This is a genomic window from Ancylomarina sp. (genome assembly GCF_041555295.1).
Lineage (GTDB): Bacteria > Bacteroidota > Bacteroidia > Bacteroidales > Marinifilaceae > Ancylomarina.
In genome coordinates this window covers 1-26,339 of record NZ_JBFFKR010000002.1, presented here as the reverse complement: position 1 = coordinate 26,339, position 26,339 = coordinate 1, and the positions used below count along the sequence as shown (strand labels likewise).

General features: G+C 37.3%; 22 protein-coding genes and 5 tRNA genes. All 27 read left to right on the top strand.

Annotated elements, in window-relative coordinates; genetic code table 11:
- Positions 1-14 precede the first annotated feature (14 nt).
- Positions 15-1,805 (top strand): NADH-ubiquinone oxidoreductase-F iron-sulfur binding region domain-containing protein, encoded by a 1,791-nt coding sequence (locus tag ABY905_RS00395; protein WP_372639431.1) that lies wholly within the window; start codon positions 15-17, stop codon positions 1,803-1,805.
- A gap of 13 nt (positions 1,806-1,818) precedes the next feature.
- Positions 1,819-3,591, top strand: coding sequence for an NADH-dependent [FeFe] hydrogenase, group A6 (locus ABY905_RS00390; RefSeq protein ID WP_372639430.1), 1,773 nt, complete (start codon positions 1,819-1,821; stop codon positions 3,589-3,591).
- Positions 3,592-3,682: 91 nt separating this feature from the next.
- Positions 3,683-4,162, top strand: a complete 480-nt coding sequence (locus tag ABY905_RS00385) for an NAD(P)H-dependent oxidoreductase subunit E (RefSeq protein ID WP_372639429.1) — start codon at positions 3,683-3,685, stop codon at positions 4,160-4,162.
- A gap of 168 nt (positions 4,163-4,330) precedes the next feature.
- A complete protein-coding gene (locus tag ABY905_RS00380) occupies positions 4,331-5,626 on the top strand; it encodes a helix-hairpin-helix domain-containing protein (protein WP_372639428.1) in 1,296 nt (431 codons plus the stop codon).
- A gap of 176 nt (positions 5,627-5,802) precedes the next feature.
- Positions 5,803-5,994, top strand: a complete 192-nt coding sequence (gene rpsU / locus ABY905_RS00375) for a 30S ribosomal protein S21 (RefSeq protein ID WP_372639426.1) — start codon at positions 5,803-5,805, stop codon at positions 5,992-5,994.
- A gap of 73 nt (positions 5,995-6,067) precedes the next feature.
- Positions 6,068-6,952: a tyrosine-type recombinase/integrase gene (locus tag ABY905_RS00370; RefSeq protein WP_372639425.1), complete on the top strand. Its 885-nt coding sequence runs from the start codon at positions 6,068-6,070 to the stop codon at positions 6,950-6,952.
- Positions 6,953-6,968: 16 nt separating this feature from the next.
- A complete protein-coding gene (gene hpf / locus ABY905_RS00365) occupies positions 6,969-7,268 on the top strand; it encodes a ribosome hibernation-promoting factor, HPF/YfiA family (RefSeq protein WP_372639424.1) in 300 nt (99 codons plus the stop codon).
- Positions 7,269-7,372: 104 nt separating this feature from the next.
- Positions 7,373-7,446: transfer RNA gene (locus ABY905_RS00360), tRNA-Thr, on the top strand.
- A 22-nt stretch (positions 7,447-7,468) separates the two neighbouring features.
- Positions 7,469-7,550, top strand: a tRNA-Tyr gene (locus ABY905_RS00355).
- A gap of 41 nt (positions 7,551-7,591) precedes the next feature.
- A tRNA-Gly gene (locus ABY905_RS00350) sits at positions 7,592-7,664 on the top strand.
- A gap of 11 nt (positions 7,665-7,675) precedes the next feature.
- Positions 7,676-7,747 (top strand) — tRNA-Thr (locus ABY905_RS00345).
- A gap of 59 nt (positions 7,748-7,806) precedes the next feature.
- On the top strand, positions 7,807-8,994 hold the full coding sequence (gene tuf / locus ABY905_RS00340; RefSeq protein ID WP_372639423.1) for an elongation factor Tu: 1,188 nt from the start codon (positions 7,807-7,809) through the stop codon (positions 8,992-8,994).
- 49 nt (positions 8,995-9,043) lie between these two features.
- Positions 9,044-9,116, top strand: a tRNA-Trp gene (locus tag ABY905_RS00335).
- A gap of 101 nt (positions 9,117-9,217) precedes the next feature.
- The gene (gene secE / locus ABY905_RS00330; RefSeq protein WP_372639422.1) at positions 9,218-9,409 is read left to right on the top strand and encodes a preprotein translocase subunit SecE; all 192 of its coding nucleotides are present in this window, start codon (positions 9,218-9,220) and stop codon (positions 9,407-9,409) included.
- Positions 9,410-9,425: 16 nt separating this feature from the next.
- Complete coding sequence (gene nusG, locus ABY905_RS00325; RefSeq protein WP_372639421.1) at positions 9,426-9,974, top strand: transcription termination/antitermination protein NusG; 549 nt, start codon at positions 9,426-9,428, stop codon at positions 9,972-9,974.
- A gap of 23 nt (positions 9,975-9,997) precedes the next feature.
- Positions 9,998-10,441 (top strand): 50S ribosomal protein L11, encoded by a 444-nt coding sequence (gene rplK, locus ABY905_RS00320; RefSeq protein ID WP_372639420.1) that lies wholly within the window; start codon positions 9,998-10,000, stop codon positions 10,439-10,441.
- 20 nt (positions 10,442-10,461) lie between these two features.
- Positions 10,462-11,157 carry a 50S ribosomal protein L1 gene (gene rplA / locus ABY905_RS00315; RefSeq protein ID WP_372639419.1) on the top strand — a complete coding sequence of 232 codons (696 nt, stop codon included), beginning with the start codon at positions 10,462-10,464 and terminating at the stop codon, positions 11,155-11,157.
- Between the two features lie 33 nt (positions 11,158-11,190).
- Complete coding sequence (gene rplJ, locus ABY905_RS00310; RefSeq protein ID WP_372639418.1) at positions 11,191-11,697, top strand: 50S ribosomal protein L10; 507 nt, start codon at positions 11,191-11,193, stop codon at positions 11,695-11,697.
- Between the two features lie 43 nt (positions 11,698-11,740).
- On the top strand, positions 11,741-12,109 hold the full coding sequence (gene rplL, locus ABY905_RS00305) for a 50S ribosomal protein L7/L12 (RefSeq protein WP_372639417.1): 369 nt from the start codon (positions 11,741-11,743) through the stop codon (positions 12,107-12,109).
- A 108-nt stretch (positions 12,110-12,217) separates the two neighbouring features.
- On the top strand, positions 12,218-16,030 hold the full coding sequence (gene rpoB / locus ABY905_RS00300; RefSeq protein WP_372639416.1) for a DNA-directed RNA polymerase subunit beta: 3,813 nt from the start codon (positions 12,218-12,220) through the stop codon (positions 16,028-16,030).
- Positions 16,031-16,110: 80 nt separating this feature from the next.
- Positions 16,111-20,376, top strand: coding sequence for a DNA-directed RNA polymerase subunit beta' (rpoC, locus tag ABY905_RS00295; protein ID WP_372639415.1), 4,266 nt, complete (start codon positions 16,111-16,113; stop codon positions 20,374-20,376).
- Between the two features lie 138 nt (positions 20,377-20,514).
- On the top strand, positions 20,515-20,841 hold the full coding sequence (locus ABY905_RS00290) for a DUF3467 domain-containing protein (RefSeq protein WP_372639414.1): 327 nt from the start codon (positions 20,515-20,517) through the stop codon (positions 20,839-20,841).
- Positions 20,842-21,765: 924 nt separating this feature from the next.
- A complete protein-coding gene (locus tag ABY905_RS00285) occupies positions 21,766-22,641 on the top strand; it encodes an electron transfer flavoprotein beta subunit/FixA family protein (protein ID WP_372639413.1) in 876 nt (291 codons plus the stop codon).
- Positions 22,642-22,691: 50 nt separating this feature from the next.
- On the top strand, positions 22,692-23,711 hold the full coding sequence (locus tag ABY905_RS00280) for an electron transfer flavoprotein subunit alpha/FixB family protein (protein ID WP_372639412.1): 1,020 nt from the start codon (positions 22,692-22,694) through the stop codon (positions 23,709-23,711).
- Positions 23,712-23,799: 88 nt separating this feature from the next.
- Positions 23,800-25,515, top strand: coding sequence for an acyl-CoA dehydrogenase family protein (locus ABY905_RS00275; RefSeq protein WP_372639411.1), 1,716 nt, complete (start codon positions 23,800-23,802; stop codon positions 25,513-25,515).
- A gap of 312 nt (positions 25,516-25,827) precedes the next feature.
- Positions 25,828-26,193, top strand: a complete 366-nt coding sequence (locus ABY905_RS00270) for a PadR family transcriptional regulator (RefSeq protein WP_372639410.1) — start codon at positions 25,828-25,830, stop codon at positions 26,191-26,193.
- Between the two features lie 21 nt (positions 26,194-26,214).
- Positions 26,215-26,339 (top strand): FGGY family carbohydrate kinase (locus ABY905_RS00265; RefSeq protein WP_372639460.1); only part of this gene is annotated, 125 nt, incomplete at its 3' end.

Genomic DNA, 26,339 nt, shown 5'->3' with positions numbered 1-26,339 from the left:
ACCTAAACACTGTTATGGAAAAGTATAAAATGCATATTCTTATTTGCGGAGGAACAGGATGTCGTGCATCTGCAAGTGAGCTTATTCAAACTAATTTAGAAAATGCACTTAAAGCGAAGGGGCTTGATGATGAAGTGCAGGTAGTGACCACAGGTTGCTTTGGTTTCTGTGAAAAAGGACCAATTGTAAAGATTCTTCCAGACAACACTTTCTATATTGAAGTAAAGCCTGAAGATGCTGATGAGATTATTGAGGAGCATATCGTTAAGGGACGCCAGGTAATGCGTTTGCTTTACAAAGATCCTGATAAAAAAGAGATTGTAAGTGATGCGAAAAATATGGGTTTCTACAAGAAACAAATTCGTATTGCACTAAGAAACTGTGGGTTTATTAATCCAGAGAATATCGACGAATATATTGCTCGTGATGGATATGGTGCACTGGGTAAGTGTTTCGAGATGACTCCTCAGGCAGTTATTGATGTGATTAAAGAATCAGGTCTACGCGGACGAGGAGGAGGAGGATTCCCAACAGGCTTGAAGTGGGAGTTTGCTGCTAAGAATGATGCTGATCAGAAATATGTAGTTTGTAATGCTGATGAGGGAGATCCAGGTGCATTTATGGACCGTTCTATCCTTGAAGGTGATCCTCACTCGGTACTTGAGGCTATGGCTATTTGCGGTTATACAATGGGTGCTGATATAGGTGTTATCTATATTCGTGCTGAGTATCCTCTTGCAATTGAGCGTTTGAAGATTGCTATTGCTCAAGCTCGTGATTATGGTTTGTTAGGTAAGGATATCTTAGGTTCTGGATTCAATTTCGACGTTGAGATGCGTTATGGAGCTGGAGCTTTCGTATGTGGTGAAGAAACTGCTTTGATCCATTCTATGGAAGGTCTTCGTGGTGAGCCAACTGTTAAGCCTCCATTCCCTGCGGAATCAGGATATAATGGTAAGCCAACTAACGTAAATAACGTTGAGACTTTTGCTAACGTTCCAGTTATCATTAACAAAGGAGCTAGCTTTTTTAATGCTATTGGTACTGATAAGTCAAAAGGAACAAAGGTTTTTGCTTTGGCTGGAAAAATTAACAATGTTGGTTTAATCGAGGTGCCTATGGGAACTACACTTCGTGAAGTAATTTACGAAATTGGTGGTGGTATCAAAGATGGTAAGAAATTTAAAGCTGTTCAAACAGGTGGTCCTTCTGGGGGTTGTTTAACCGAGAAGCACTTAGATACTCCAATTGATTTTGATAACCTTATTGCTGTAGGTTCGATGATGGGATCAGGTGGTATGATTGTTATGGATGAAGATGACTGTATGGTTTCTATGGCTAAGTTCTACCTTGAATTTACTGTTGAAGAATCATGTGGTAAGTGTACGCCATGTCGCGTAGGTAATAAGCGTCTTCACGAATTGCTTGATAAGATCACCGAAGGTAAAGGAACAATGGAAGATATCGACTTATTACGCAATTTAAGTGCTGTAATCAAAGATACTTCTCTTTGTGGTTTAGGTCAAACGTCTCCAAATCCAGTACTTTCGACTATCGATAACTTCTACGATGAATATATTTCGCACGTTAAAGATCATAAATGTGTGGCAGGTCAGTGTAAGGCGTTAATGCAATATGTTGTTGATCCTGAATTATGTGTTGGTTGTACGCTTTGTGCTCGCAATTGTCCAGTTGATTGTATTGCTGGAGAACGTAAGGAAGCTCATATTATCGACGTTGAGAAATGTATAAAGTGTGGTGCTTGTATGGATAAGTGTAAGTTTAACGCCATTAGCATACAATAAGGAGAATTGAAAAATGGAACAAATGATAAAATTAACCATCGATAATAAAGAGGTAGAGGTTGCTAAGGGAACTACTATCTATAAGGCTGCAAAAGGGATAGGAATCGAAATTCCTACGCTTTGTTATATGCACCTTGAGGATATGAAAATCGAGCATAAGCCTGGTGGATGTAGAATTTGCGTTGTTGAAGTTGAGGGCAGAAGAAATCTGGCTCCTTCATGTAATTCTAAATGTGAAGCTGGTATGAATATTAAAACTCACTCTATGAGAGTTTTGAATGCTCGTAAAACCGTAATGGAATTGATGCTTTCTGATCACCCATTCGATTGTTTGGTATGTGCAAAATCAGGAACCTGCGATTTACAATCTATAGCTCAAAACTTAGGTGTTCGCGAAATTCATTATACCGGTGCTAAGTCTACATACAAGATTGATACGTCTCCAGCTATCATTCGTGATATGGATAAGTGTATCATGTGTCGCCGTTGCGAAACTATGTGTAACGATGTGCAAACTGTAGGTGCTCTTTCTGCTGTAAACCGTGGATTCGAGTCAGTTGTTGCTCCAGCATTCGAAATGAATCTTGAGAAATCAACTTGTACTTATTGCGGACAGTGCGTGGCAGTATGTCCTACTGGTGCATTAACCGAAAAAGATCATACCAACCAATTGATTAGAGATCTTGCTGATCCTAAGAAAACGGTTATCGTACAAACTGCTCCTGCAGTACGTGCTGCTCTAGGTGAGGAGTTCGGTATGGAAGTTGGAACTTTGGTAACTGGTAAAATGGTAACTGCGCTTCGTAACTTAGGTTTCGATAGCGTATTTGATACCGATTTTGCTGCCGACCTTACAATTATGGAGGAAGGTACTGAGTTGTTAGGTCGTTTGGGTGCTCACCTTGCTGGTGATAAAGATGTTAAATTACCTATTCTTACTTCATGTTGTCCAGGATGGGTGAATTTCTTCGAGCATCACTTCCCAGAGATGAAAGATATTCCATCTACAGCTCGTTCTCCTCAGCAAATGTTTGGCCCTATTGCTAAAAACTATTTAGCTAAAGAAATGGGTGTTAAGCGTGAGGATATGATTGTTGTTTCTATTATGCCTTGTTTGGCTAAGAAGTACGAATGTCAGCGCGACGAGTTCAAGGTTGATGGTGATCCTGATGTGAACTATTCAATTTCGACTCGCGAGTTAGCCAACCTAATTAAGCAAGCGAATATGGACTTCGTTAATCTTCCTGAAGAGGCGTTTGATAATCCATTAGGAGAATCTACTGGTGCTTCAGTTATTTTTGGTACTACAGGTGGTGTAATAGAAGCTGCTGCTCGTACAGCATATGAAATATATACTGGTAAGACACTTGAGAAAGTCGATTTTACAGCTCTTCGTGGTTTGGAAGGTATTCGTAGTGCTAAAGTAGACTTCGATGGCTTAGAGCTTAATATTGGTATTGCTCATGGTTTGGGTAACGCTCGTAAATTGCTTGAAGATGTACGCGATGGAAAATCTGAATATCACGCTATTGAAATCATGGCTTGTCCTGGTGGATGTATTGGTGGTGGTGGTCAGCCATTGCACCATGGCGATACTTCGGTATTAGCTAAGCGTGCTGCTGCTCTTTATCGTGAAGATGCAGGTAAAGCGATTCGTAAGTCTCATGAAAATCCTTATATCATTAAATTGTACGAGGAGTTCTTAGGCAAGCCTTGTGGTGAGTTATCGCATAAACTGTTGCATACTCATTATTTCGACAAGCAAAATGAAATCGAAATTGAATAGTATTACTATAGATTTGAGAATTGAGATGTGAGACTTTAGATTGTTTACATCTGACTCATATCTCATATCTATTATCTTAAATATAAATATTATGGCAAAAATAAAATTAGCAAAGGACAAGATTGAAAAGCTTGTTGATATTTGCAAATCATTTAATAATGAGGGTAGTGAGCTGATTAATGTGCTTCATCAAGCTCAGCATAACTTCGGTTATCTTCCTGCTGAAGTGCAGGAAGTTGTTGCACGTGAATTAAATGTTTCAGTTGCGCATGTATATGGTGTTGTTACTTTCTATTCATTCTTCACTATGGTTCCTATGGGTGAGTTCCCTATTTCAGTATGTATGGGGACGGCTTGTTACGTACGTGGTGCAGAAAAGGTGTTAGAAGAGTTTAAAAAGCAACTTAAGGTGCCTATTGGAGAAACGACGGCAGATGGTAAATTTTCTATTTCATGTCTTCGTTGCGTGGGTGCTTGTGGTTTGGCTCCGGTTGTAACAATTGGTGAGCGTACCTATGGACGTGTTGCTGCGGGTGATGTTGCTGATATCCTAAAAGAATATCAAAACTAGATTTTGATTTAATAGAAAATGAAGCCTTCGGAATTTTCGAAGGCTTCATTTTACCGTAAGTTGCAGATAGTGAAATTTGTATAGTGCGAAATTTATTATAATTTCAAGGTCGTAATCTGAATCTGTTGGCTGTGGTTGAGTGGGTAATGTTGTTCTCTTTATATTGACATGTCTTACAAAAAGCATTTAAAAACTTATTTTTCGTTTTCCTCTTCAGAAAGGAAGAGTCTGATTATTCTTCTGACTATTCTAGTAGTCGTTTTTGTATATCCCTTTTTTATTCTTGATGATCATGTTCTTGTTTGGAATAGTAATCCTGAGAAGCAGAAACAATTGGATAGCCTTTTGTCAGTTTTACAAAACAAATCAGATGGTAGGCAAGTAGCAGTTAAACCTCAAGAATTATTCTTCTTTGATCCTAATAAGGTTGATAGCTTAGGTTTATTATCCCTAGGTTTTTCAAGTTATCAGGCTAAGAATCTTTTAAAATATAGAAGCTCAGGAGCCCGAATATCTAAAGATTTTGATCTGAAGAAGATATATGGCATGACAGATGTTCTGTATCAGAAGCTACAACCTTTTGTTCATATTTCACCAGAGAAGTATATAGGTAGTCCTGTATTTAAAGCTCAGTTAAGGCCATTTGATCCTAATAAAGCTGATTCTTTGACTTTATTAAGTTTGGGTTTTTCAAAATTTCAAACTCGCAATATCCTTAATTATAGAAGAAATTCTGGTTGGTTTAATAAAAAGGATGATTTGATTAAGATTTATGGTGTTGATTCTTCAGATTTTAGGATATTTGAGAAATATATTGTAATAGAATCAGATCGAAACATGAGAGAAAGCTACTTGTTTTCGTTTAATCCCAATAGTATAAATAGGAGTGGTTGGGATAGTTTAGGTGTTAGAGAAATTACAATTAATAGAGTGAAGAAGTTTTTAGCTAAAGGTGGGCGTTTCCAAAAGGCAGAAGATTTGAAGAAAATATATGGGTTTGATTCCTTGAAATATTCAGAATTATACTCGTATATCGATATCCCCAAAGAAAAAGCTGTTGAAACAGTTCTGATTGATTTGAATAGGGCAGACTCGATTCAGTTGCTTGCATTGCCAGGAATTGGTCCATATCTTTCACAGCGTATTATCAATTATCGCGAAAAACTTGGTGGTTTTTATAGTATGAATCAATTGGTGGATGTTTACGGATTAAAAAAGAGTCGGGTTGATAGTATGTGTTCTTCTCTTAAAATTGATTTGAGTCGTTTGCGTAGTATTAATGTTAATATTGCTACAATTGGAGAATTGAGTATTCACCCATATATAAGTTATCGAGAAGCATCTGATATTTTACGTTTAAGAAAACGTAGAGGGCAGATTTTAGATTTGGAAAGCCTTCGAAAGAAGAAAATATTCCAAGATTCAGCCTTTAGTAGAGTGAAACCCTATCTAAGTTTGGAATAAATCACTAAATAAGTAGCTTGTTTTGAGGCATGGAATAGGCTAAATACCTCAGTTTTTCACTTGAATCAAATTAAATTAAAGTATTTGGGTAGATTTTTATAAATTTACTTGAAATATCGTGAATGAATTAATAAGTTTGCGGCTCATTTAGAAATAATTAAATAAAAGAAGAAACTATGATTATTATTCCTATGAAGGAAGGCGAAAACATTGAAAGAGCCTTAAAAAAATTCAAAAGAAAATTCGAGAAAACAGGTGTGATCAAAGAATTACGTGAGAGAAAGGTTTATGTAAAGCCTTCAATTAAAAAAAGAAAAGCGAAGATTCACGCGATTTATGTTGAGCAAATGCAATTGAACGAAGATTAATTTCTTTTGAAAAAGGTTTCGATGTCTTATTTTTTTTGTAATTTAGTTTATCTAGACTATGAATTAAAAGTGTATGAGATATAAGGAATCTTTTCTGTCTTATTTACGGTATGAGAAACGATACTCCAAACATACTTTGGTATCATACGATTGTGATTTAAGTCAATTTTTTTTGTTTTTATCGTCCTATGGGATTGAAGAAGGTGAAATTGGTGATTTGAATTTCAAAGATGTTAGGAAATGGATTGTTTCTTTAATGAACGAAGGCTGCTCAGCCCGAACTGTAAATAGGAAGTTATCTTCTTTGAAATCCTTTTTTAAATATTTATTGCGAGAATCGCTAGTTCAACAAAATCCTATGGATCGAGTTGTTGGGCCCAGGCAAGGGAAGAAGCTTCCGAATTTTGTTGCCGAGCACAGTATGCGATTGTTACAAGAAATAGATTTTGGTGAAGGATTCGAAGGGATTCGAGACAGACTGGTAATTGAAATGTTTTATCAATCTGGCATGCGTTTATCTGAATTGATGAACCTAAAGGTGTCAAGTTTTGATCGTTCTGCCTCTGTTGTTCGAGTTTTAGGTAAGAGAAATAGGGAGAGGATTATTCCTGTTAGTGATAATCTCGAGACACTTCTGAATGAGTATTTAGAGTATAGGTTGTTGGTTTGTTCTAGTAAGGATGGGATTTTGTTTGTTACAAACAAGGCAAAGCCTGCATATGAAAAGCTGTTGTATAGGATCGTGATAAAGCATTTGTCAAAGATTACAACACTTTCAAAAAAAAGTCCTCACGTGTTACGCCATACTTTTGCGACACATTTACTTAATAATGGAGCTGAGTTGAATGCTATTAAAGAGTTGTTAGGACATTGTAATCTGTCTGCTACTCAAATATACACTCACACTAGCTTTGAGAGGTTAAACGATGTTTATAAACAGGCTCACCCCAGAGCTTAAAATTGGAGGATAGAGTATGAAAATTAACATTCAGGCAGTCGGTTTCAATGCTGATGTACAATTGGAGGATTTTGTTAATGCAAGAGTAAATAAGTTGCTCAAGCTTGATGATGATGTGACAAATGTTGAGGTCTTTTTAAGAGCTGAAAAACCATCGGTTGTAGAAAATAAAGAAGTAGAGATAAAATTTAATATCCCGGGAGGTGATATATTTGCACAAAAGCAAAGCAAAACATTTGAGGAAGCGGTTGATTTAGCGACAGATGCCTTAAAGCGTCAGATCACTAAGAGAAAAGAAAAGCTTCGTGGAAAATAATTGGAAATATTATTTGATAGTTTTGTTATATAGGTAAAATGTTTTTACATTTGCAGACCATTTGTGAGGGGATTGTATGTCCTTGTGCGAATGGTCTGTCAATTGCCAGTGTAGCTCAGTTGGTCAGAGCAGCTGATTTGTAATCAGCAGGTCGTCGGTTCGAATCCGTCCACCGGCTCTTTTTTTATTGATATATTATTGGGGAGATACCAAAGTGGCCAACTGGGGCGGACTGTAACTCCGCTGACTTCGTCTTCGTAGGTTCGAATCCTGCTCTCCCCACATTGAATTTTCACATATACTATATATGGTAGTTGTGATTTGCGGGAATAGCTCAGTTGATAGAGCATCAGCCTTCCAAGCTGAGGGTCGCGAGTTTGAGTCTCGTTTCCCGCTCAATAAGTTTTGCCGTTGTAGCTCAGGGGTAGAGCGTTTCCTTGGTAAGGAAGAGGTCATGAGTTCAATTCTCATCAATGGCTCAAGAAAATATAAAATATTGTTTTAATTGTTGTCTAATCATTAATTAACTTTTCGAGTTATGGCTAAAGAACATTTTGATAGGTCAAAACCACACGTAAATATTGGTACTATCGGTCACGTTGATCACGGGAAAACTACCTTAACTGCCGCTATTACAACTGTATTGGCAAAAAAGGGTTTCTGTGAAATAAAATCTTTCGATTCTATCGATAATGCACCTGAAGAAAAAGAAAGAGGTATCACTATTAATACTGCTCACGTAGAGTATTCTACAGAGAACCGTCACTACGCTCACGTTGACTGTCCAGGTCACGCTGACTACGTAAAGAACATGGTTACTGGTGCTGCTCAGATGGATGGTGCGATTTTGGTTTGTGCTGCAACTGACGGTCCTATGCCTCAGACTCGCGAGCATATCCTTTTAGCTCGTCAAGTAAACGTACCTAAAATGGTAGTTTTCTTGAACAAAGTTGACATGGTTGACGATGAAGAGATGCTAGAGTTGGTAGAAATGGAGATGCGTGAGCTTCTTGAGTTTTACGAATTTGATGGTGATAATACTCCTATTATTGCTGGATCTGCTCTTGGTGGATTGAACGGTGAGCCAGAGTGGGAAGAGAAGATTATGGAGCTTATGGCTGCTGTTGATTCTTGGATTCCAATTCCTCCACGTGATGTAGATAAGCCATTTTTGATGCCTATTGAAGATGTATTCTCTATTACTGGTCGTGGAACTGTTGCTACAGGTCGTATCGAAACTGGTATTGTTAAGACAGGTGAAGAACTTCAGATTATCGGTTTAGGTGCTGAAGGAATGAAAACTGTTTGTACTGGTGTTGAGATGTTCCGTAAGATTCTTGACGAAGGTCAAGCTGGTGATAACGTTGGTTTATTGTTGAGAGGTATAGATAAATCTGCTATTAAGCGTGGTATGGTTATCTGTCACCCTAAAACTATTACTCCTCATACAAAAATCAAAGCTGAGATTTATGTATTGAAGAAAGAAGAAGGTGGACGTCACACTCCATTCCATAACAAATACCGTCCTCAGTTCTATATCAGAACTCTTGATGTAACTGGTGAGATTACTCTTCCAGAAGGTGTTGAGATGGTAATGCCGGGTGATAACGTTACGATCAACGTTGAGTTGATTACTCCTGTTGCTTGTTCTATCGGTTTACGTTTTGCTATCCGTGAAGGTGGTAGGACTGTAGGAGCTGGTCAGATTACTGAAATTGTTGAGTAATTTTTGATATAAAGAATGATTCGGATTTACTTCCGAATCACTCTTCTTTACGGATGTAGCTCAGTTGGTAGAGCACTGGTCTCCAAAACCAGGTGTCGGGAGTTCGAGTCTCTCCATCCGTGCTAAAGGATATTTTGTCTTATGAAATAAGTCTCACAAACTGGATTTATTTAGACTGTGAGACATCTTCCATGTGAATTAATAAAACTTTAATTACAAGCACATGAAATTAGTAAATTATATTAAAGACGTTTATATAGAATTAACAGAGAAAGTATCGTGGCCATCATGGACTGAGCTTCAAAGCAGTGCTATCGTAGTAATGATAGCTTCAGCGATTATTGCAATTGCAATATCGGCAATGGATTTCGGATTCAAAGCAATGATGGACACAGTATATAGTATGTTTTACTAATCACTGAAACTTTAAGATGGCTGAAATTGACAAAAAATGGTATGTTCTACGGGCTGTAGGAGGAAAAGAAAAGAAGGTCCAAGAGTATATCTTAAGTGAGATTTCTAATCTTGGACTTCAGGATTACGTATCACAGGTTCTCATTCCAACCGAGAAAGTGTTTGTGGTGCGCAACGGTAAAAAGATTAGCAAGGAAAGAATTTTCTTACCAGGCTATGTTTTAATCGAGGCAGCATTGACAGGCGAAATTCCTCACATCCTTCGTAGTGTTACGAATGTGATTGGCTTCCTGGGGGATACTAAAGGCGGCGACCCGTCTCCATTGCGACAATCAGAAGTGAATCGTATATTGGGTAAGGTTGACGAACTTACTAATAAAGATGAGGAAATTAGTATTCCTTATTTTGTTGGCGAGTCGGTAAATGTGACTGATGGACCATTTAATGGTTTTGCTGGTGTGATAGAAGAGGTGAATGCAGAGAAGAGAAAACTTAAAGTTATGGTTAAGATCTTCGGACGTAAGACGCCTCTCGAATTAAGTTTCATGCAAGTAGAAAAAGAATAAAAAACCTTTAGAAAAGTAAAACTATGGCTAAAGAAGTAGCAGGATTAATAAAGTTGCAGATCAAAGGTGGTGCTGCAAATCCTTCACCTCCAGTAGGACCGGCATTAGGTGCTAAGGGAGTAAATATTATGGATTTTTGTAAGCAATTCAATGCTAGAACGCAAGATTTGGCTGGGAAAGTTGTTCCAGTTGTAATTACCGTTTATAAAGATAGCTCTTTTGAATTCATTACAAAAACTCCTCCTGTTGCTGTTCAGGTTTTAGAAGCTGCAAAATTAAAATCAGGTTCTGCGGAATCTAACCGTATTAAGGTTGGATCTATTACTTGGGAACAAGTAAGAGAAATCGCAGAAGGCAAGATGAAAGATTTAAATGCTTTTGAAGTTAAGAGCGCCATGAGTATGGTTGCTGGAACAGCAAGAAGTATGGGTGTCACTATTTCTGGTGATAATCCACTTAATCAATAATTTTTAATACTGCAATTAAAATGGGTAAACTAACAAAAAATCAAAAGTTAGCTTTAGAAAAAGTCGAAGCAGATAAGATCTACACTATCGACGAAGCCGTTGCATTGGTTAAGGAGATTACCACTACTAAATTTGACGCTTCAGTGGATATGGATGTCCGCTTAGGAGTTGACCCAAGAAAAGCGAATCAAATGGTTCGTGGTGTGGTGACTCTACCTCATGGTACTGGTAAAGATGTTCGTGTTTTAGTACTTTGTACTCCTGATAAGGAAGAAGAAGCTAAAGCGGCAGGTGCTGACTTTGTTGGACTTGACGAATATATCGCTAAGATCAAAGGAGGATGGACTGATATTGATGTTATCATTACTATGCCAACTGTTATGGCTAAAGTAGGTGCACTAGGACGTGTATTAGGGCCACGTGGTTTAATGCCAAACCCTAAGAGCGGAACTGTAACTATGGACATTGCTAAAGCTGTGAACGAAGTTAAGGCAGGAAAGATAGATTTCAAGGTCGACAAATATGGTATTATTCACTCTTCAGTTGCTAAGGTATCTTTTGAAGTAGATAAAATCAAAGATAATGCTAAAGAATTCGTAGGTATTATCAATAAATTGAAACCAACTTCATCAAAAGGGACTTACATTAAGAGTGTATACCTGTCAAGTACAATGAGTCTTGGGATTCAAGTAGATCCTAAGTCACTTATTGACTAATCAAATTATTTTTTAATCGAGACCTTGGTAATCATGAAAAAGGAAGACAAAATTCAGATTATTGATAGCTTGACAGAACAAATCAACGCATCAAATCACTTTTATCTAGCTGACACTTCAGGAATGAATGCAGAAGCAACCTCTACTTTACGTAGAGCTTGTTTTGAGAAGCAAGTTAAAATGATTGTTGTGAAGAATACTTTGCTTCGTAGTGCTTTGGTAAAAGCAGAAGTTGAGTGCGACGGTTTGACTGAAATACTTAAGGGAGCTACCTCTCTTATGCTTTCAGAAGTGGGAAATGTTCCTGCTAAGCTTATCAAAGAATTCAGTAAAGGAAAAGATTTACCAGCTTTAAAAGGTGCTTTCGTAGAAGGTGCTGTTTATATTGGAGCAGGTGAGTTAGACACTCTTGTAGCTATTAAGTCTAAAGAAGAATTAATTGGTGACATTATTGCAGCGTTGCAGTCTCCAATTCAGAAAGTTATTTCTGCTTTAGAAAATGGTAAGGGTGAAGATACTGAAGAAATAGTATCAGAGTAAGAGTAATATATCTAGAGTATTTAAATTTAAAAAATCAACCAAAATGGCAGATTTAAATAAGTTTGCAGAAGAATTAGTTAATTTGACTGTTAAGGAAGTAAGTGAATTAGCTCAAATCTTAAAAGATGAGTACGGAATTGAGCCAGCTGCTGTTGCTGTTGCTGTAGCTGGTGGAGCTGCTGCAGGTGAAGCTGCTGAGCAAACTGAATTCGACGTTATTCTTGTGGCTCCAGGTGGTGCGAAACTTGCTATCGTGAAATTAGTTAAGGAATTAACAGGTTTAGGTCTTAAAGAAGCTAAGGCTACTGTTGATGCTGCTCCTACTGCATTGAAAGAAAAAGTTTCTAAAGTAGAAGCTGAAGCATTAAAAGCACAATTAGAAGAAGCTGGAGCTGAAGTTGAAATTAAATAGAATCACTAAGACCTTTAAATAAGGTATTATGGTTTAGAGTTTCATTGATTTGGAACTCTAAGCCTTTTTGTTGTTTATTATTGTTTAGGTTCAATTAATTTTAAGTAAATGTCTTCAAATACTATTAGTCAAAGAATTAGTTTTGCTTCAAATAAGAATCAGTTTTTATATCCTGACTTTTTGGAAGTACAATTAAAATCTTTTCAAGACTTTTTTCAGTTGGAAACAATTTCTGAAAAAAGAAAGAGCGAAGGATTATTTAAGGTATTTAGTGAGAATTTTCCAATTACCGATACGCGTAACAATTTTGTATTGGAATTTCTTGACTATTTTGTTGATCCACCACGTTACTCCATCGAAGAGTGTATAGAGCGAGGTCTTAGCTATTGTGTCCCACTTAAGGCTAAACTAAAGCTATATTGTACTGATCCTGAACATGAGGATTTTGATACAGTAATTCAGGATGTATATCTTGGAACCGTACCTTACATGACAGAAAAGGGTACCTTCGTAATCAATGGTGCAGAACGTGTTGTTGTATCTCAGCTTCATCGTTCACCAGGTGTATTCTTCGGACAAAGTTTGCATACCAACGGAACTAAATTATATTCCGCACGTATTATTCCTTTTAAAGGATCATGGATTGAATTTGCTACTGACATTAACAATGTCATGTATGCTTATATCGACCGTAAAAAAAAGCTACCAGTTACCACTCTATTAAGATCGATTGGTTTCGAAAGCGATAAAGATATTCTTGAGATCTTTGATCTCGCTGATGAAATTAAAGTTTCAAAAACCGGACTTAAAAAAGTTGTTGGTCGTAAACTTGCCGCTCGTGTTCTTAAATCTTGGATTGAAGACTTCGTAGATGAGGATACAGGAGAGGTTGTTTCTATCGAACGTAATGAAGTTATTATTGATAGAGAAACTATAGTTGAACCAGAACACATTGAAGAAATTCTTGAATCAGGGGCTAAGACTATCTTATTACACAAGGAGCAGCAGAATCTTGCTGACTACGCAATTATTTATAATACATTGCAGAAAGACCCTTGTAACTCTGAGAAAGAAGCAGTTCTTCATATTTATCGTCAATTAAGAAACTCTGAGCCACCAGATGAGGCTACAGCACGTGACGTAATTGATAAATTATTCTTCTCTGACAAACGTTACGATTTAGGTGATGTTGGACGTTATAGAATTAACAAAAAACTAGGTCTTAATACTGATAGAGATACTAAAGTATTGACCAAGGAAGATATTATTGAAATTATAAAGTACCTTATCAAGCTATTGAATGCGCGTACTGATGTGGATGATATTGATCACTTAAGTAACCGTCGTGTTCGTACTGTTGGGGAACAATTATATAGTCAGTTTGGAGTTGGTTTAGCTCGTATGGCTCGTACGATTCGTGAAAGAATGAACGTTCGTGACAATGAGGTATTTACTCCTATTGATTTGATTAACTCGAAGACATTATCTTCAGTTATCAATTCATTCTTTGGAACTAATGCTTTATCTCAGTTTATGGATCAAACGAATCCACTTGCTGAGGTAACTCATAAGAGAAGAATGTCAGCTCTTGGACCAGGTGGTCTGTCTCGTGAGAGAGCAGGTTTCGAGGTTCGAGATGTTCACTATACTCACTATGGTCGTTTATGTCCTATTGAAACACCAGAGGGACCAAATATTGGTTTGATCTCTTCATTGTGTGTATTCGCTAAGATTAATGATCTTGGGTTTATTGAAACACCATACCGTAAGGTTGTTGACGGAAAAGTTGATTTAAGTAATGAAGGCGTTGGATATCTTTCTGCTGAAGAAGAAGAAGGATTGACTATTGCTCAAGCTAATGCGCCATTAAATGACGATGGTTCATTTGTAAATGCTAAAGCAAAGTCACGTAAAGATGGTGACTTCCCATTTGAAGAGATTCAGAACTTAGATCTTATGGACGTTGCGCCTAATCAGATTGCTTCTATGGCGGCTTCGTTGATTCCGTTCCTTGAGCATGATGATGCCAACCGTGCTTTGATGGGATCGAATATGATGCGTCAGGCTGTTCCTGTTATCAAACCTGAATCTCCAGTTGTAGGTACAGGTCTTGAAGCAACTGTTGCTAAAGACTCTCGTACTCAGATTGTAGCTGTAAGAAATGGTGTGGTGAAATTTGTTGATGCAACAAAAATCATAATCGACTACGAAAGAACCGAGGATGAGGCATTTGTAAGTTTTGAATCAAACGTTATCACTTACAAATTACCAAAATATCAAAAAACTAACCAGGGAACGACTATCGACCTTAAGCCAATTGTATCTAAGGGCGATAAGTTGGTTAAGGGACAAATCCTAACAGATGGATATGGAACTCAAACTGGTGAGTTAGCACTTGGTCGTAACCTTAAGGTGGCGTTTATGCCATGGAAAGGTTATAACTATGAGGATGCGATTGTAATTTCTGAGCGTATTGTCAAGGATGATGTATTTACTTCAATTCATGTTGATGAGTACACTCTTGAAGTACGTGATACAAAACGAGGAATGGAAGAATTAACTTCCGATATTCCAAATGTTAGTGAAGAAGCGACACGTAACCTTGATGAAAATGGATTGATTCGTATTGGTGCGAATGTAGAACCTGGTGATATCCTTATCGGTAAGATTACTCCAAAAGGAGAATCTGATCCTTCTCCTGAAGAAAAATTGCTTCGTGCAATATTTGGTGACAAAGCAGGTGATGTAAAAGATGCATCTCTTAAAGCTTCACCTTCACTTCGTGGTGTTGTGATTGAGAAAAAGTTATTCTCTCGTGCCGTACGCGATCGTAAGTCGAAGCAAAGTGATAAGCCAATACTGCAGAAACTTGATGAAGAATTCGATAGTACTGTTGTAGCTTTAAACAACCTTCTTATTGAGAAGTTGTTTACCATTACAAATGGTAAAACTTCACAAGGTGTTAAGGATTATTTGAGTGTTGATTTGATTCCTAAAGGCGTTAAGTTTACTCAGAAATTATTAGCGGAGATTAATTATCTGCAAGTTGACCCTAATAAGTGGACAACTGATAAGGATAAGAATGATACCATTAAAACCTTACTGCATAACTACGTAATTAAGTACAAAGAGCTTGATAGTGCAAGTAAGCGTAAGAAATACAATGTTACTATCGGTGATGAAATGCCAGTAGGTATCATCCAAATGGCCAAGGTTTATGTTGCTAAAAAACGTAAACTACAGATTGGTGATAAGATGGCTGGTCGTCACGGTAATAAAGGTATTGTTTCGCGTGTTGTTCGTCAAGAAGATATGCCATTCCTTGAGGATGGAACGACTGTTGACATCTGTTTGAACCCACTTGGTGTACCATCTCGTATGAACCTTGGACAGGTATTTGAAACCGTTCTTGGTTGGGCAGGTATTGAGCTTGGGTTGAAATTTGCGACACCGATTTTCGATGGTGCAAGTCTAGACGAAATTACTGCATATACTGACAAAGCTGGTGTTCCTGCTTTTGGTAGAGCCTACCTTCATGATGGAGGTACTGGTGTAAGATTTGATCAACCTGCTACGGTTGGTGTTATCTACATGCTGAAACTAGGTCACATGGTTGATGATAAGATGCACGCGCGTTCTATCGGTCCTTATTCTCTGATTACTCAGCAACCACTTGGTGGTAAGGCTCAGTTTGGTGGTCAGCGATTTGGAGAGATGGAGGTATGGGCTCTTGAGGCCTTTGGTGCTGCTCATGTTCTACAAGAAATCTTGACCATTAAGTCGGATGATGTAATGGGTAGAGCGAAAGCTTATGAAGCTATCGTTAAAGGTGAACCTATGCCAGCTCCAGGTATTCCTGAATCTCTAAATGTGTTATTACACGAACTTAGAGGTCTTGGCTTGAGCGTTAAATTAGTATAAGCCTTATATAGAAAGTGAATGTTGGTTTTCCGACATTCACTTTTCATGAATCAATTTGTTAATATCCTAATTTTCAATATATGGCATTCAGAAGAGATAACAAAGTAAAGAGTAATTTTACAAAAATCTCTATCAGTCTTGCTTCTCCAGAAGAGATCTTAGAAAGATCTAGTGGTGAAGTTTTAAAGCCTGAAACCATCAACTATCGTACTTACAAGCCAGAACGTGACGGTTTATTCTGTGAAAGAATTTTCGGTCCTGTAAAGGATTATGAGTGTCACTGTGGTAAATACAAGCGTATCCGTTATCGCGGTATTGTTTGTGACCGATGTGGTGTTGAGGTAACCGAGAAAAAAGTACGTCGTGAGCGTATGGGACACATCCAATTGGTTGTGCCTGTAGCGCATATTTGGTATTTTAAATCGTTGCCAAATAAAATTGGTTACCTTTTAGGTTTACCAACAAAAAAATTAGATACTATTATCTATTACGAGCGTTATGTCGTAATTAATGCAGGTGTTAAAGCCGCTGATGGTATCAACTACCTTGATTTCCTTACAGAAGAAGAGTATCTAGATATTCTGGACGAACTTCCAATGGAAAATCAACATCTTGATGATGAAGATCCAAATAAGTTTATTGCTAAGATGGGTGCTGATGCACTTTGCAGTCTACTTTCTCGTTTAGATCTTGATGCATTATCGTATGAATTACGTCATAAGGCTAGCACTGAGACTTCACAGCAACGTAAAAACGAAGCTTTGAAACGTCTTCAAGTTGTTGGTGCTTTCCGTGACTCTAAGGAAGTAAACAACCCTGAATGGATGGTTGTTAAAGTTGTTCCAGTAATTCCACCTGAATTGCGTCCTTTGGTACCTTTGGATGGTGGTCGTTTTGCAACTTCGGATTTAAATGACCTTTATCGTCGTGTAATTATCCGTAACAATCGTCTTAAGAGGCTAATTGAAATCAAAGCTCCAGAAGTAATTTTACGTAATGAGAAACGTATGCTTCAGGAAGCTGTAGATTCACTATTTGATAACTCACGTAAATCTAATGCGGTTAAGACAGAAAATAACCGTCCTTTGAAATCTCTTTCAGATTCACTAAAAGGTAAGCAAGGTCGTTTCCGCCAGAATCTATTGGGTAAGCGTGTTGACTATTCTGCTCGTTCGGTAATTGTTGTAGGTCCAGACTTGGAAATGCACGAGTGTGGTATCCCTAAGGATATGGCAGCTGAACTTTATAAGCCTTTCGTTATTCGCAAGCTTATTGAGCGTGGAATTGTTAAGACTGTAAAGTCAGCTAAGAAAATCGTTGATCGTAAAGATCCTGTGGTTTGGGATATTCTTGAGAATGTTTTGAAAGGACATCCAGTGCTACTTAACCGTGCCCCAACTCTTCACCGTTTGGGTATTCAGTCTTTCCAACCAAAATTGATTGAAGGAAAAGCGATTCGTCTACACCCTCTCGCATGTACTGGTTTCAATGCCGACTTCGATGGTGACCAGATGGCGGTTCACTTGCCTTTAGGAAATGAAGCTGTTCTTGAGGCTCAAATGTTAATGTTGTGTTCTCACAATATTTTGAACCCTGCTAACGGTACACCGATTACTGTTCCTTCACAGGATATGGTACTTGGTTTGTATTACATTACTAAATCAAGAACAGGTTGTAAAGGAGAGGGTATTACTTTCTATTCTGCTGAAGAGGCTATGATTGCTTTCAATGAAAAAGCAGTTGATCTTCACGCTATCATTAAGGTGAAAGTGAAAGATTTAAATGAGAAGAACGAATTGGTTGACACTATTGTAGAGACAACTATTGGTCGTATCATTATGAATCAGCATACACCTGAAGGTGCAGGATTTTTGAATCAGTTGATTACCAAGAGAGCTCTTCGTGATATCATTGGAAACATTTACAAGATGTGCGGTGTTCACGCAACTGCTAAATTCCTTGATGATATTAAAAACCTAGGTTACCGTTCGGCTTTCGAGGGTGGACTATCGTTTAACCTTTCTGATGTTACTGTTCCTGCAGAGAAGGATGCAATGGTAGCTGATGGTTATGCGCAAGTTGAAGAAGTAAAGAATAACTATAATATGGGATTCATTACTAATAACGAGCGTTACAACCAGATTATTGATATATGGACGCATGTAAATGCTAATTTGACTCAAACATTGATGACTCAGTTAGAAACCGACAATCAAGGTTTCAACTCTGTATACATGATGCTTGATTCTGGAGCTCGTGGATCGCGAGAGCAGATTCGTCAGTTGGGTGGTATGCGTGGTTTGATGGCTAAGCCTCAGAAGTCTGGAGCTAAAGGTGGTCAGATTATTGAGAATCCAATTCTTTCAAACTTTAAGGAAGGTCTTTCTGTACTAGAGTACTTTATTTCTACTCACGGTGCTCGTAAAGGTCTTGCGGATACGGCTCTAAAAACAGCCGATGCGGGTTACTTAACTCGTCGTTTGGTTGACGTTGCTCAAGACGTTATTATCCACGAACCAGATTGTGGTACTTTAAGAGGTTTAACTGCATTTGCAATTAAAAATCAGGAAGAAGTTGTTGCTTCTTTATTTGAAAGAATCTTAGGTCGTACAACTGTTCATGATATTTACCATCCATTAACAGGAGTACTTCTAGTTGCTTCTGGAGAAGAAATTACAGAAGAAATTGCTGAGGCTATTGAAGCTTCTCCAGTTGAAGCTGTAGAGATTCGTTCAGTATTAACTTGTGAAGCTCGTAAGGGTGTTTGTGCTAAATGTTACGGACGTAACCTTTCTAGTGGTGAGCTTGTTCAAAGAGGTGAAGCTGTTGGTGTTATTGCTGCACAGTCAATCGGTGAGCCAGGTACACAGTTAACGCTTCGTACTTTCCACGTTGGGGGTACAGCGGGTAACGTTTCTGCGGAGAACTCGGTTATTTCTAAATATGATGGTTTTGCTGAGTTTGATGAATTAAGAACTGTTGAGCATACAACTGAGGATGGTAAGAAATACGATGTTGTAATTGGTCGTTTGGCTGAATTACGTATCGTTGATAAGAATACTAATATTGCAGTATCAACACATTCTATCCCTTATGGTTCTAAACTATACTTTAAGGATGGTGCTGATGTTGCTACAGGTGAATTGGTTTGTGAGTGGGATCCTTATAATGCCATGATCATTTCAGAATTCTCTGGTAAGATTTCATTCGATCATTTAATTGAAGGTATCACTTTCAGTGAAGAGTCTGATGAAGCAACCGGTTTTGCTGAGAAAGTAATTATTGAATCTAAGGATAAGGCTAAGAATGCTAGTGTTAGAATCTTAGGAGCTGACGGTGCAATTCTTAAATCTTATAACTTACCAGTAGGCGCTCACGTCTCGGTAAGCGAAGGCGATATGATTAAAGTTGGTGAATCTGTAGTTAAGATTCCAAGAAACGTTGGTAAAACAGGTGATATTACTGGGGGTCTTCCTCGTGTTACTGAGTTATTTGAAGCTCGTAACCCATCTAATCCAGCAGTTGTTTCTGAGATTGATGGTGAAATTGCTTTCGGTAAAATCAAGCGTGGTAATCGTGAAGTTATTGTTACTTCAAGAACTGGCCAAGAGAAGAAGTACCTTGTACCTCTATCTAAGCAAATGCTTGTTCAAGAGAGTGATTATATTAGAGCTGGTACGCCACTATCTGATGGAGCTACAACTCCTGCTGATATTCTTGCAATTAAAGGTCCTACAAAAGTTCAGGAGTATATCGTGAATGAAGTACAGGATGTATATCGTATGCAGGGTGTGAAGATTAATGATAAGCACTTTGAGATTATCGTACGTCAGATGATGCGTAAAGTTATTATTGCTGATCCAGGAGATACAATTTTCCTTGAAAAACAAATTGTTGATAAGCAGTTATTTATGCTTGAGAATGATGAGATCTTCGGTAAGAAAGTTGTTGTTGATGCAGGTGATTCTAATGAATTAGTTTTAGGACAAACAGTTACTGCTAGACAATTACGTGATGTAAATTCAGTATTGAAACGTAAGGATTTGAAGTTGGTTGTTGCACGTGATGTTATCGCTGCTACTTCAACTCAGATTCTACAGGGTATTACCCGTGCGTCTCTACAAACTAAGAGCTTTATGTCAGCTGCTTCTTTCCAGGAAACAACTAAAGTATTGAACGAGGCTGCTATTCGTGGTAAGATTGATAATTTGGAAGGTTTGAAAGAGAACGTTATTTGTGGAAAATTAATTCCTGCAGGTACTGGTCTTCGTGACTACAAAGATATTGTAGTTGGAGCTAAAGAAGATTACGAAAAACTTCTTGCTAACAAATCGACTGTAGAGTAAGCATACTCTTAATAAATATAAAGGCTGTTTCATTTATTGAAACAGCCTTTTTTTATGTCTTAGTCCGAATATATTTTCTTATTTTAGCTAAACTTAATATCAAAATAAACTTCTTAAACAGAACCAAAAATATTTATAATGGAAGACAATAAAAAAGGGAATCAAATTGATATTCAACTTAGCGAAGAAGTGGCTCAAGGAACCTATTCGAACTTAGCTGTTATTACACATTCAAGTTCAGAATTTGTAGTAGATTTTGTAAGAATAATGCCTGGTGTACCTAAAGCAGATGTTAAATCTAGAATCATACTAACTCCAGAGCATGCTAAGCGTTTGATGTTGGCTTTACAAGATAATATTAGCAAATTTGAATCGATGAATGGTCCTATCAAAAATGTTGATGGAGGACAAGGATCTCAAGGGCCAATTATCCCAATGGGATTCGGACCAACTGGTCAGGCTTAGAAAATTAATGCATAAATGGAAAGCGGAGGTTCATATAGAACCCCGCTTTTGTATTTAGTTGTCAAGTGACTATTCGATTTTAGCTTCTGTGTTTTATACTTGTTACTAATTCTTAATTTGAATAAGCTAAAGGCAGTAAGAGCTATTAAAATACTTATAAGTATTCCATATTCAGAATTAATATTCAAACCGCTGTTTTTTATCGAAGCAACTAAAAGGTAAGAAAAGCAAATGGCAGTCGTAAAACTTGCAGGTAGACTAAGCACATAATGCAATTTGTTTTTTTAGCTAAATACACGGCGCCTGATATAACATCAAATATTGGGCCTAGGCGAGCAATGTTTTTAAACTGAATGGTAAATATTCTCCATGTGGATAATAATAAAATTGACCCCGACTTTTAATCTTATGGAGGGAGTTTCTATTGAATCTTCTGCTTGGAAAAATTCTTCAATAAGTTTGGCGTAAATTAAAAACATCCGATAACAAGAGTAGTAATTGCTAATAGAAATACAATCATATGATCTTTAACTTATGGTTTTATTAAGAGATATTAAAGTTATCATTAATAATAAATGAGAAAATAGTTCCGATCATTTTTTTTGAATGGACAGGAGTGGTGGAGTCACATATGCTGATAAGCTCTTGTATAACATGCATTATTACTAATCGATATATTAGCTAATTGACTGAAAACAAGACTAAAAGGGTTATCTTTCATATATCATGATAAGTGCTTATCTAAATTTGTTTTAAGTAGTCTATTCCATATATTTGCTAAGCCTGATTTTAGGCCCCAATAAAGCTTGAAACCGAATAATAACAAATTGTAATCGAAGAGACTGATAATTCTGTTTTCACAAATGTTGAAACTGATAAATTTTGAGAGATATTCGATTATAAACTGATAAAACATATATAACAATGAAAGGATTAAAAATTGTTGTTCTTGCCAAGCAGGTTCCCGATACACGTAATGTTGGGAAAGATGCTATGAAAGCTGATGGAACTGTGAATAGAGCTGTTTTGCCTGCTATCTTCAATCCTGAAGATTTAAATGCACTTGAGCAAGCATTGTGTCTAAAAGATAAATACCCTGGTACAGAGATCACATTATTGACTATGGGGCCAGGTAGAGCTGCTGAAATCATTCGTGAAGGTTTGTATCGTGGAGCAGATAATGGTATCCTTTTATCTGACCGTGCTTTTGCAGGTTCTGATACTCTAGCTACTTCTTACGCATTATCTTGTACTCTTAAGAAAATGGGTAAGATTGATATTATCATTGCTGGTCGTCAGGCTATTGATGGTGATACTGCTCAAGTTGGACCTCAGGTTGCTGAGAAATTGGGATTTCCACAGATTACTTATGCTGAGGATGTTATTTCAGCAGAGAATGGTAAAATCATTGTTAAGCGTCGTTTAGAACGTGGTGTTGAAACTGTTGAAGGTACTCTTCCAATGGTAGTAACCGTAAATTCTTCGGCTCCTGACTGTCGTCCACGTAATGCAAAGTTTGTAATGAAATACAAGCATGCGAGAGCGGTTTCTGAAATGCAAAATGCTGATGAAGATTATATCGTATTACATAACAACCGTCCTTACTTAAACATTGGTGAGTGGAGTGTGAACGATATCGATACTAAGGCTGAAGAATTAGGTTTAACTGGATCGCCTACTAAGGTGAAAGCGATTGAAAATGTCGTGTTCCAAGCTAAAGAAGCTAAAGTCCTTGAGCCTTGCGATGCTGATATGGATGAGCTAATGAAAGAGTTAATTGCTAACCATACTATTGGTTAATCGATTGGTTTTTCCTATCATTTCAATGTAGAATTTTAAAATTAAGAACCGTGAATAACATATTTGTATATTGCGAAATAGAAGAGGGACAGATTGCTGATGTAAGTCTTGAACTTTTAACCAAAGGTAGATCGCTAGCTGATGATGTAAAATGTAACCTCGAGGCTATTGTTATTGGTGCCGATCTTAAAGGGATTGAGAAGCAAGTAATCCCTTATGGTGTTGATACTCTATGGTTAGCTGACGACAAAAGTCTTTATCCATACACAACTTTGCCTCATACTTCAATCATTGTAAAATTATTTGAAGAAGAGAAACCTCAAATCGCTTTGATGGGGGCTACAAGCATTGGTCGTGATTTAGGTCCTCGTGTTTCTTCAGCTCTTCATTCAGGTCTAACTGCTGACTGTACTAGTTTGATTATTGGTGACCATGAAGACAAGAAAAACAAAAAAGAGTATAAAGATCTTTTATATCAGATTCGTCCTGCTTTCGGTGGTAACATTGTAGCAACTATTATTAACCCAGATTGTCGTCCACAAATGGCTACAGTTCGTGAGGGTGTAATGAAGAAAGAGATTCGTTCTGAAGCTTACAAAGGAAAAATTAAGAATATCGAGGTTGAAAAATATGTAAAGCCAGAGGATTTTATTGTGAAAGTTATCGAACGTCACATGGAAGAATCTAAGGTTAATATCAAAAATGCTGGTATTGTAGTTGCTGGTGGTTATGGTGTTGGTTCAAAAGAAAACTTCGACAAGTTATTTGAACTGGCTGATGTTATTGGCGGCGAAGTAGGTGCTTCTCGCGCTGCCATTGATGCTGGTTATGCTTCTCATGATCGTCAAATTGGTCAAACAGGTGTAACTGTACGTCCAAAGCTATATATTGCATGTGGTATTTCTGGTCAGATTCAGCACACTGCTGGTATGGAAGAATCATCAATGGTGATTGCTATCAATACTGATAAGAATGCTCCAATCAACAATTTTGCTGACTATATAATTACAGGTGATATTGCTGATGTGATTCCTAAGATGATTAAGCATTACAAGCTGAATACCAAATAATATTTTTAGTAATTAGTGAGTAAGGAAAACAGTCGTTAGACTATTAAGCATAGCGATTCATTACTTACAATAAAATACATCTAAAGAAATGGCTAATTTCTATACAGATAACGAGGATATGAAGTTCCATTTGGAACACCCGTTAATGAAAAAAATTGTTGCGCTTAAAGAGCGTGGCTTCGAGGATAAAGAAACGTATGACTATGCTCCTCTTGACTTTGAGGATGCTATGGATAGCTACGATCGTACCTTAGAAATTGTAGGTGAAATTTGTGGTGATATCATTGGCCCTAACGCTGAAGGAGTTGATCAAGAGGGGCCTAGAGTTGAAAACGATCGTGTTATTTATGCTAGAGGAACTCAAGAAAATCATGATGCTTTAACAAAAGCTGGTTTGATTGGCATGAGTCTTCCACGTGAGTATGATGGTCTGAATTTTCCTCTTGTACCTTATGTAATGGCAGCTGAGTTAGTTTCACGTGCTGATGGTGGTTTCGCTAACATCTGGGGGCTTCAGGACTGTGCTGAAACAATTCACGAATTTGCTTCAAAAGAGCAAAAAGAAAATTACTTGCCACGTTTTGCCAAAGGTGCTACTGCAGCTATGGACTTAACTGAGCCAGATGCAGGTTCTGACTTGCAAGCAGTTCAGTTGAAAGCAACTTATAATAAAGAAGAAGATCAGTGGTATTTGGACGGTGTAAAGCGTTTTATTACCAATGGTGATGGTGATGTATCTCTAGTATTAGCTCGTTCTGAGGAAGGGACTAATGATGGTCGTGGTTTGTCTATGTTTATCTATGACAAAAAGCACATGGCTGTTAAGGTTCGTCGTATTGAGCATAAAATGGGTATTATTGGTTCTCCTACTTGTGAGTTGGTGTTTACTAATGCTCCTGCTGAATTGGTAGGTTCTCGTAAAATGGGACTTATTAAATATGTAATGTCATTGATGAACGGTGCACGTTTAGGTGTAGGTGCTCAATCAGTAGGTATTGCAGAAGCGGCTTACCGTGAAGGGTTAGCTTACGCTAAAGAACGTCGTCAGTTTGGTAAAGCAATTATAGAATTCCCAGCTGTTTATGAAATGTTGACCAATATGGAGGCGAAGTTGAATGCTTCTCGTTCTATGTTGTATGAAACCTGCCGTATGGTTGATGTTTATAAATGCTACTACCATATTTCTCAGGATCGTTCTTTAGATAAGGATGAGAGAAATGAGATGAAGAAATATCAGAAGATTGCTGATGTATTCACACCTCTATTGAAATTGTTTGCTTCTGAGTTCTGTAACGAAGTGGCATACGATTCATTACAAATTCACGCTGGTTCTGGGTATATGAAAGATTACCCAATTGAACGTTTAGTTCGTGATGCACGTATTACTAATATTTACGAAGGAACGACTCAATTACAAGTTGTTGCTGCTGTTCGTGGGGTAACGACGGGTTCGTATCTTGCTCAAATTAAGTTCTACGAAGGTGAAGAGCTTAGCCCTCAGTTAGAGTACATCAGAACAACTCTTAAGGGTATGACTGAAAAGTACGAAAAAGCTGTTGCTAAAGTAAGCGAGATTAATGCTACTGCAGATCACAATGACTTCTTGGATTTCCACGCACGTCGTTTGGTTGAAATGGCTGGTTATATCGTCATGGGTTATTTGATGTTATTGGATACAACTCGTAACGATAAGTATCAAGCTTCATGTGAGGTATTTGTTAAGATGGGTAAAGCAAAATGTGCTGCTCACCTTGATTATGTTTTAAGTTCAGATTTGAAAGACCTGGGTATCTTTAAAAAATAAGACCTAATTATTTCATTAGATATAGAGGGAGCTGCAATTTGTAGCTCCCTTTTTTTATAGGATATAAATAGGCTGTATAATACAGTATTATAGCTGTTCTAAATAGTCTAAAATGGTTTTTCAATTACATTCTCCTTTTAAAAGATTAGCTTTCTTTAAATGTTGTTTAATTTATTATAATATATTTGTAAACGACAGGCTATTTTATAGCTTATTCGAATCATAAAGCACGCTAATACTAATCATATGATACATGATTAGATCTTAAGACAATTGATATCTCGATATTGAGATGAACAATCTTTTGGTACTATGGAATCAGAAAACAACGAATATTTTATTGCCAAATGGAAATCCCAGTATAAGAAGGGATTACTAGAATATATTATCATCTTACTTTTGCGTTCACGTCCTTGTTATGGATATGAGCTCATTAGTGATATGAATCAGTTTACTTCACTCGAAATTGCCGAGGGAACCATTTATCCACTTCTAAATAGACTTAAGAAAGAAGGTTTAGTAACTTCAGAATGGGCAGAACAGGAATCTGGTATACCAAGAAAATACTATAAGCTTACTGAGGATGGATTAACAATTCTTAGTACTATGAATGAATACGTTGGATCTTTGAATGTTTCTGTAGATAAGATTCTTAAAAAAACGAATTCTCTGAAATAATCATTTAATATATAGACAGCTATGCAAGAATATATCTTATCCTTAGATCAGGGAACTTCTATTTCAAGAGCTATCATTTTTGATAGAGATGGTAAAATTATTGCGATTTCTCAAAAAGAATTTGAGCAATTTTCTCCACGCTTAAG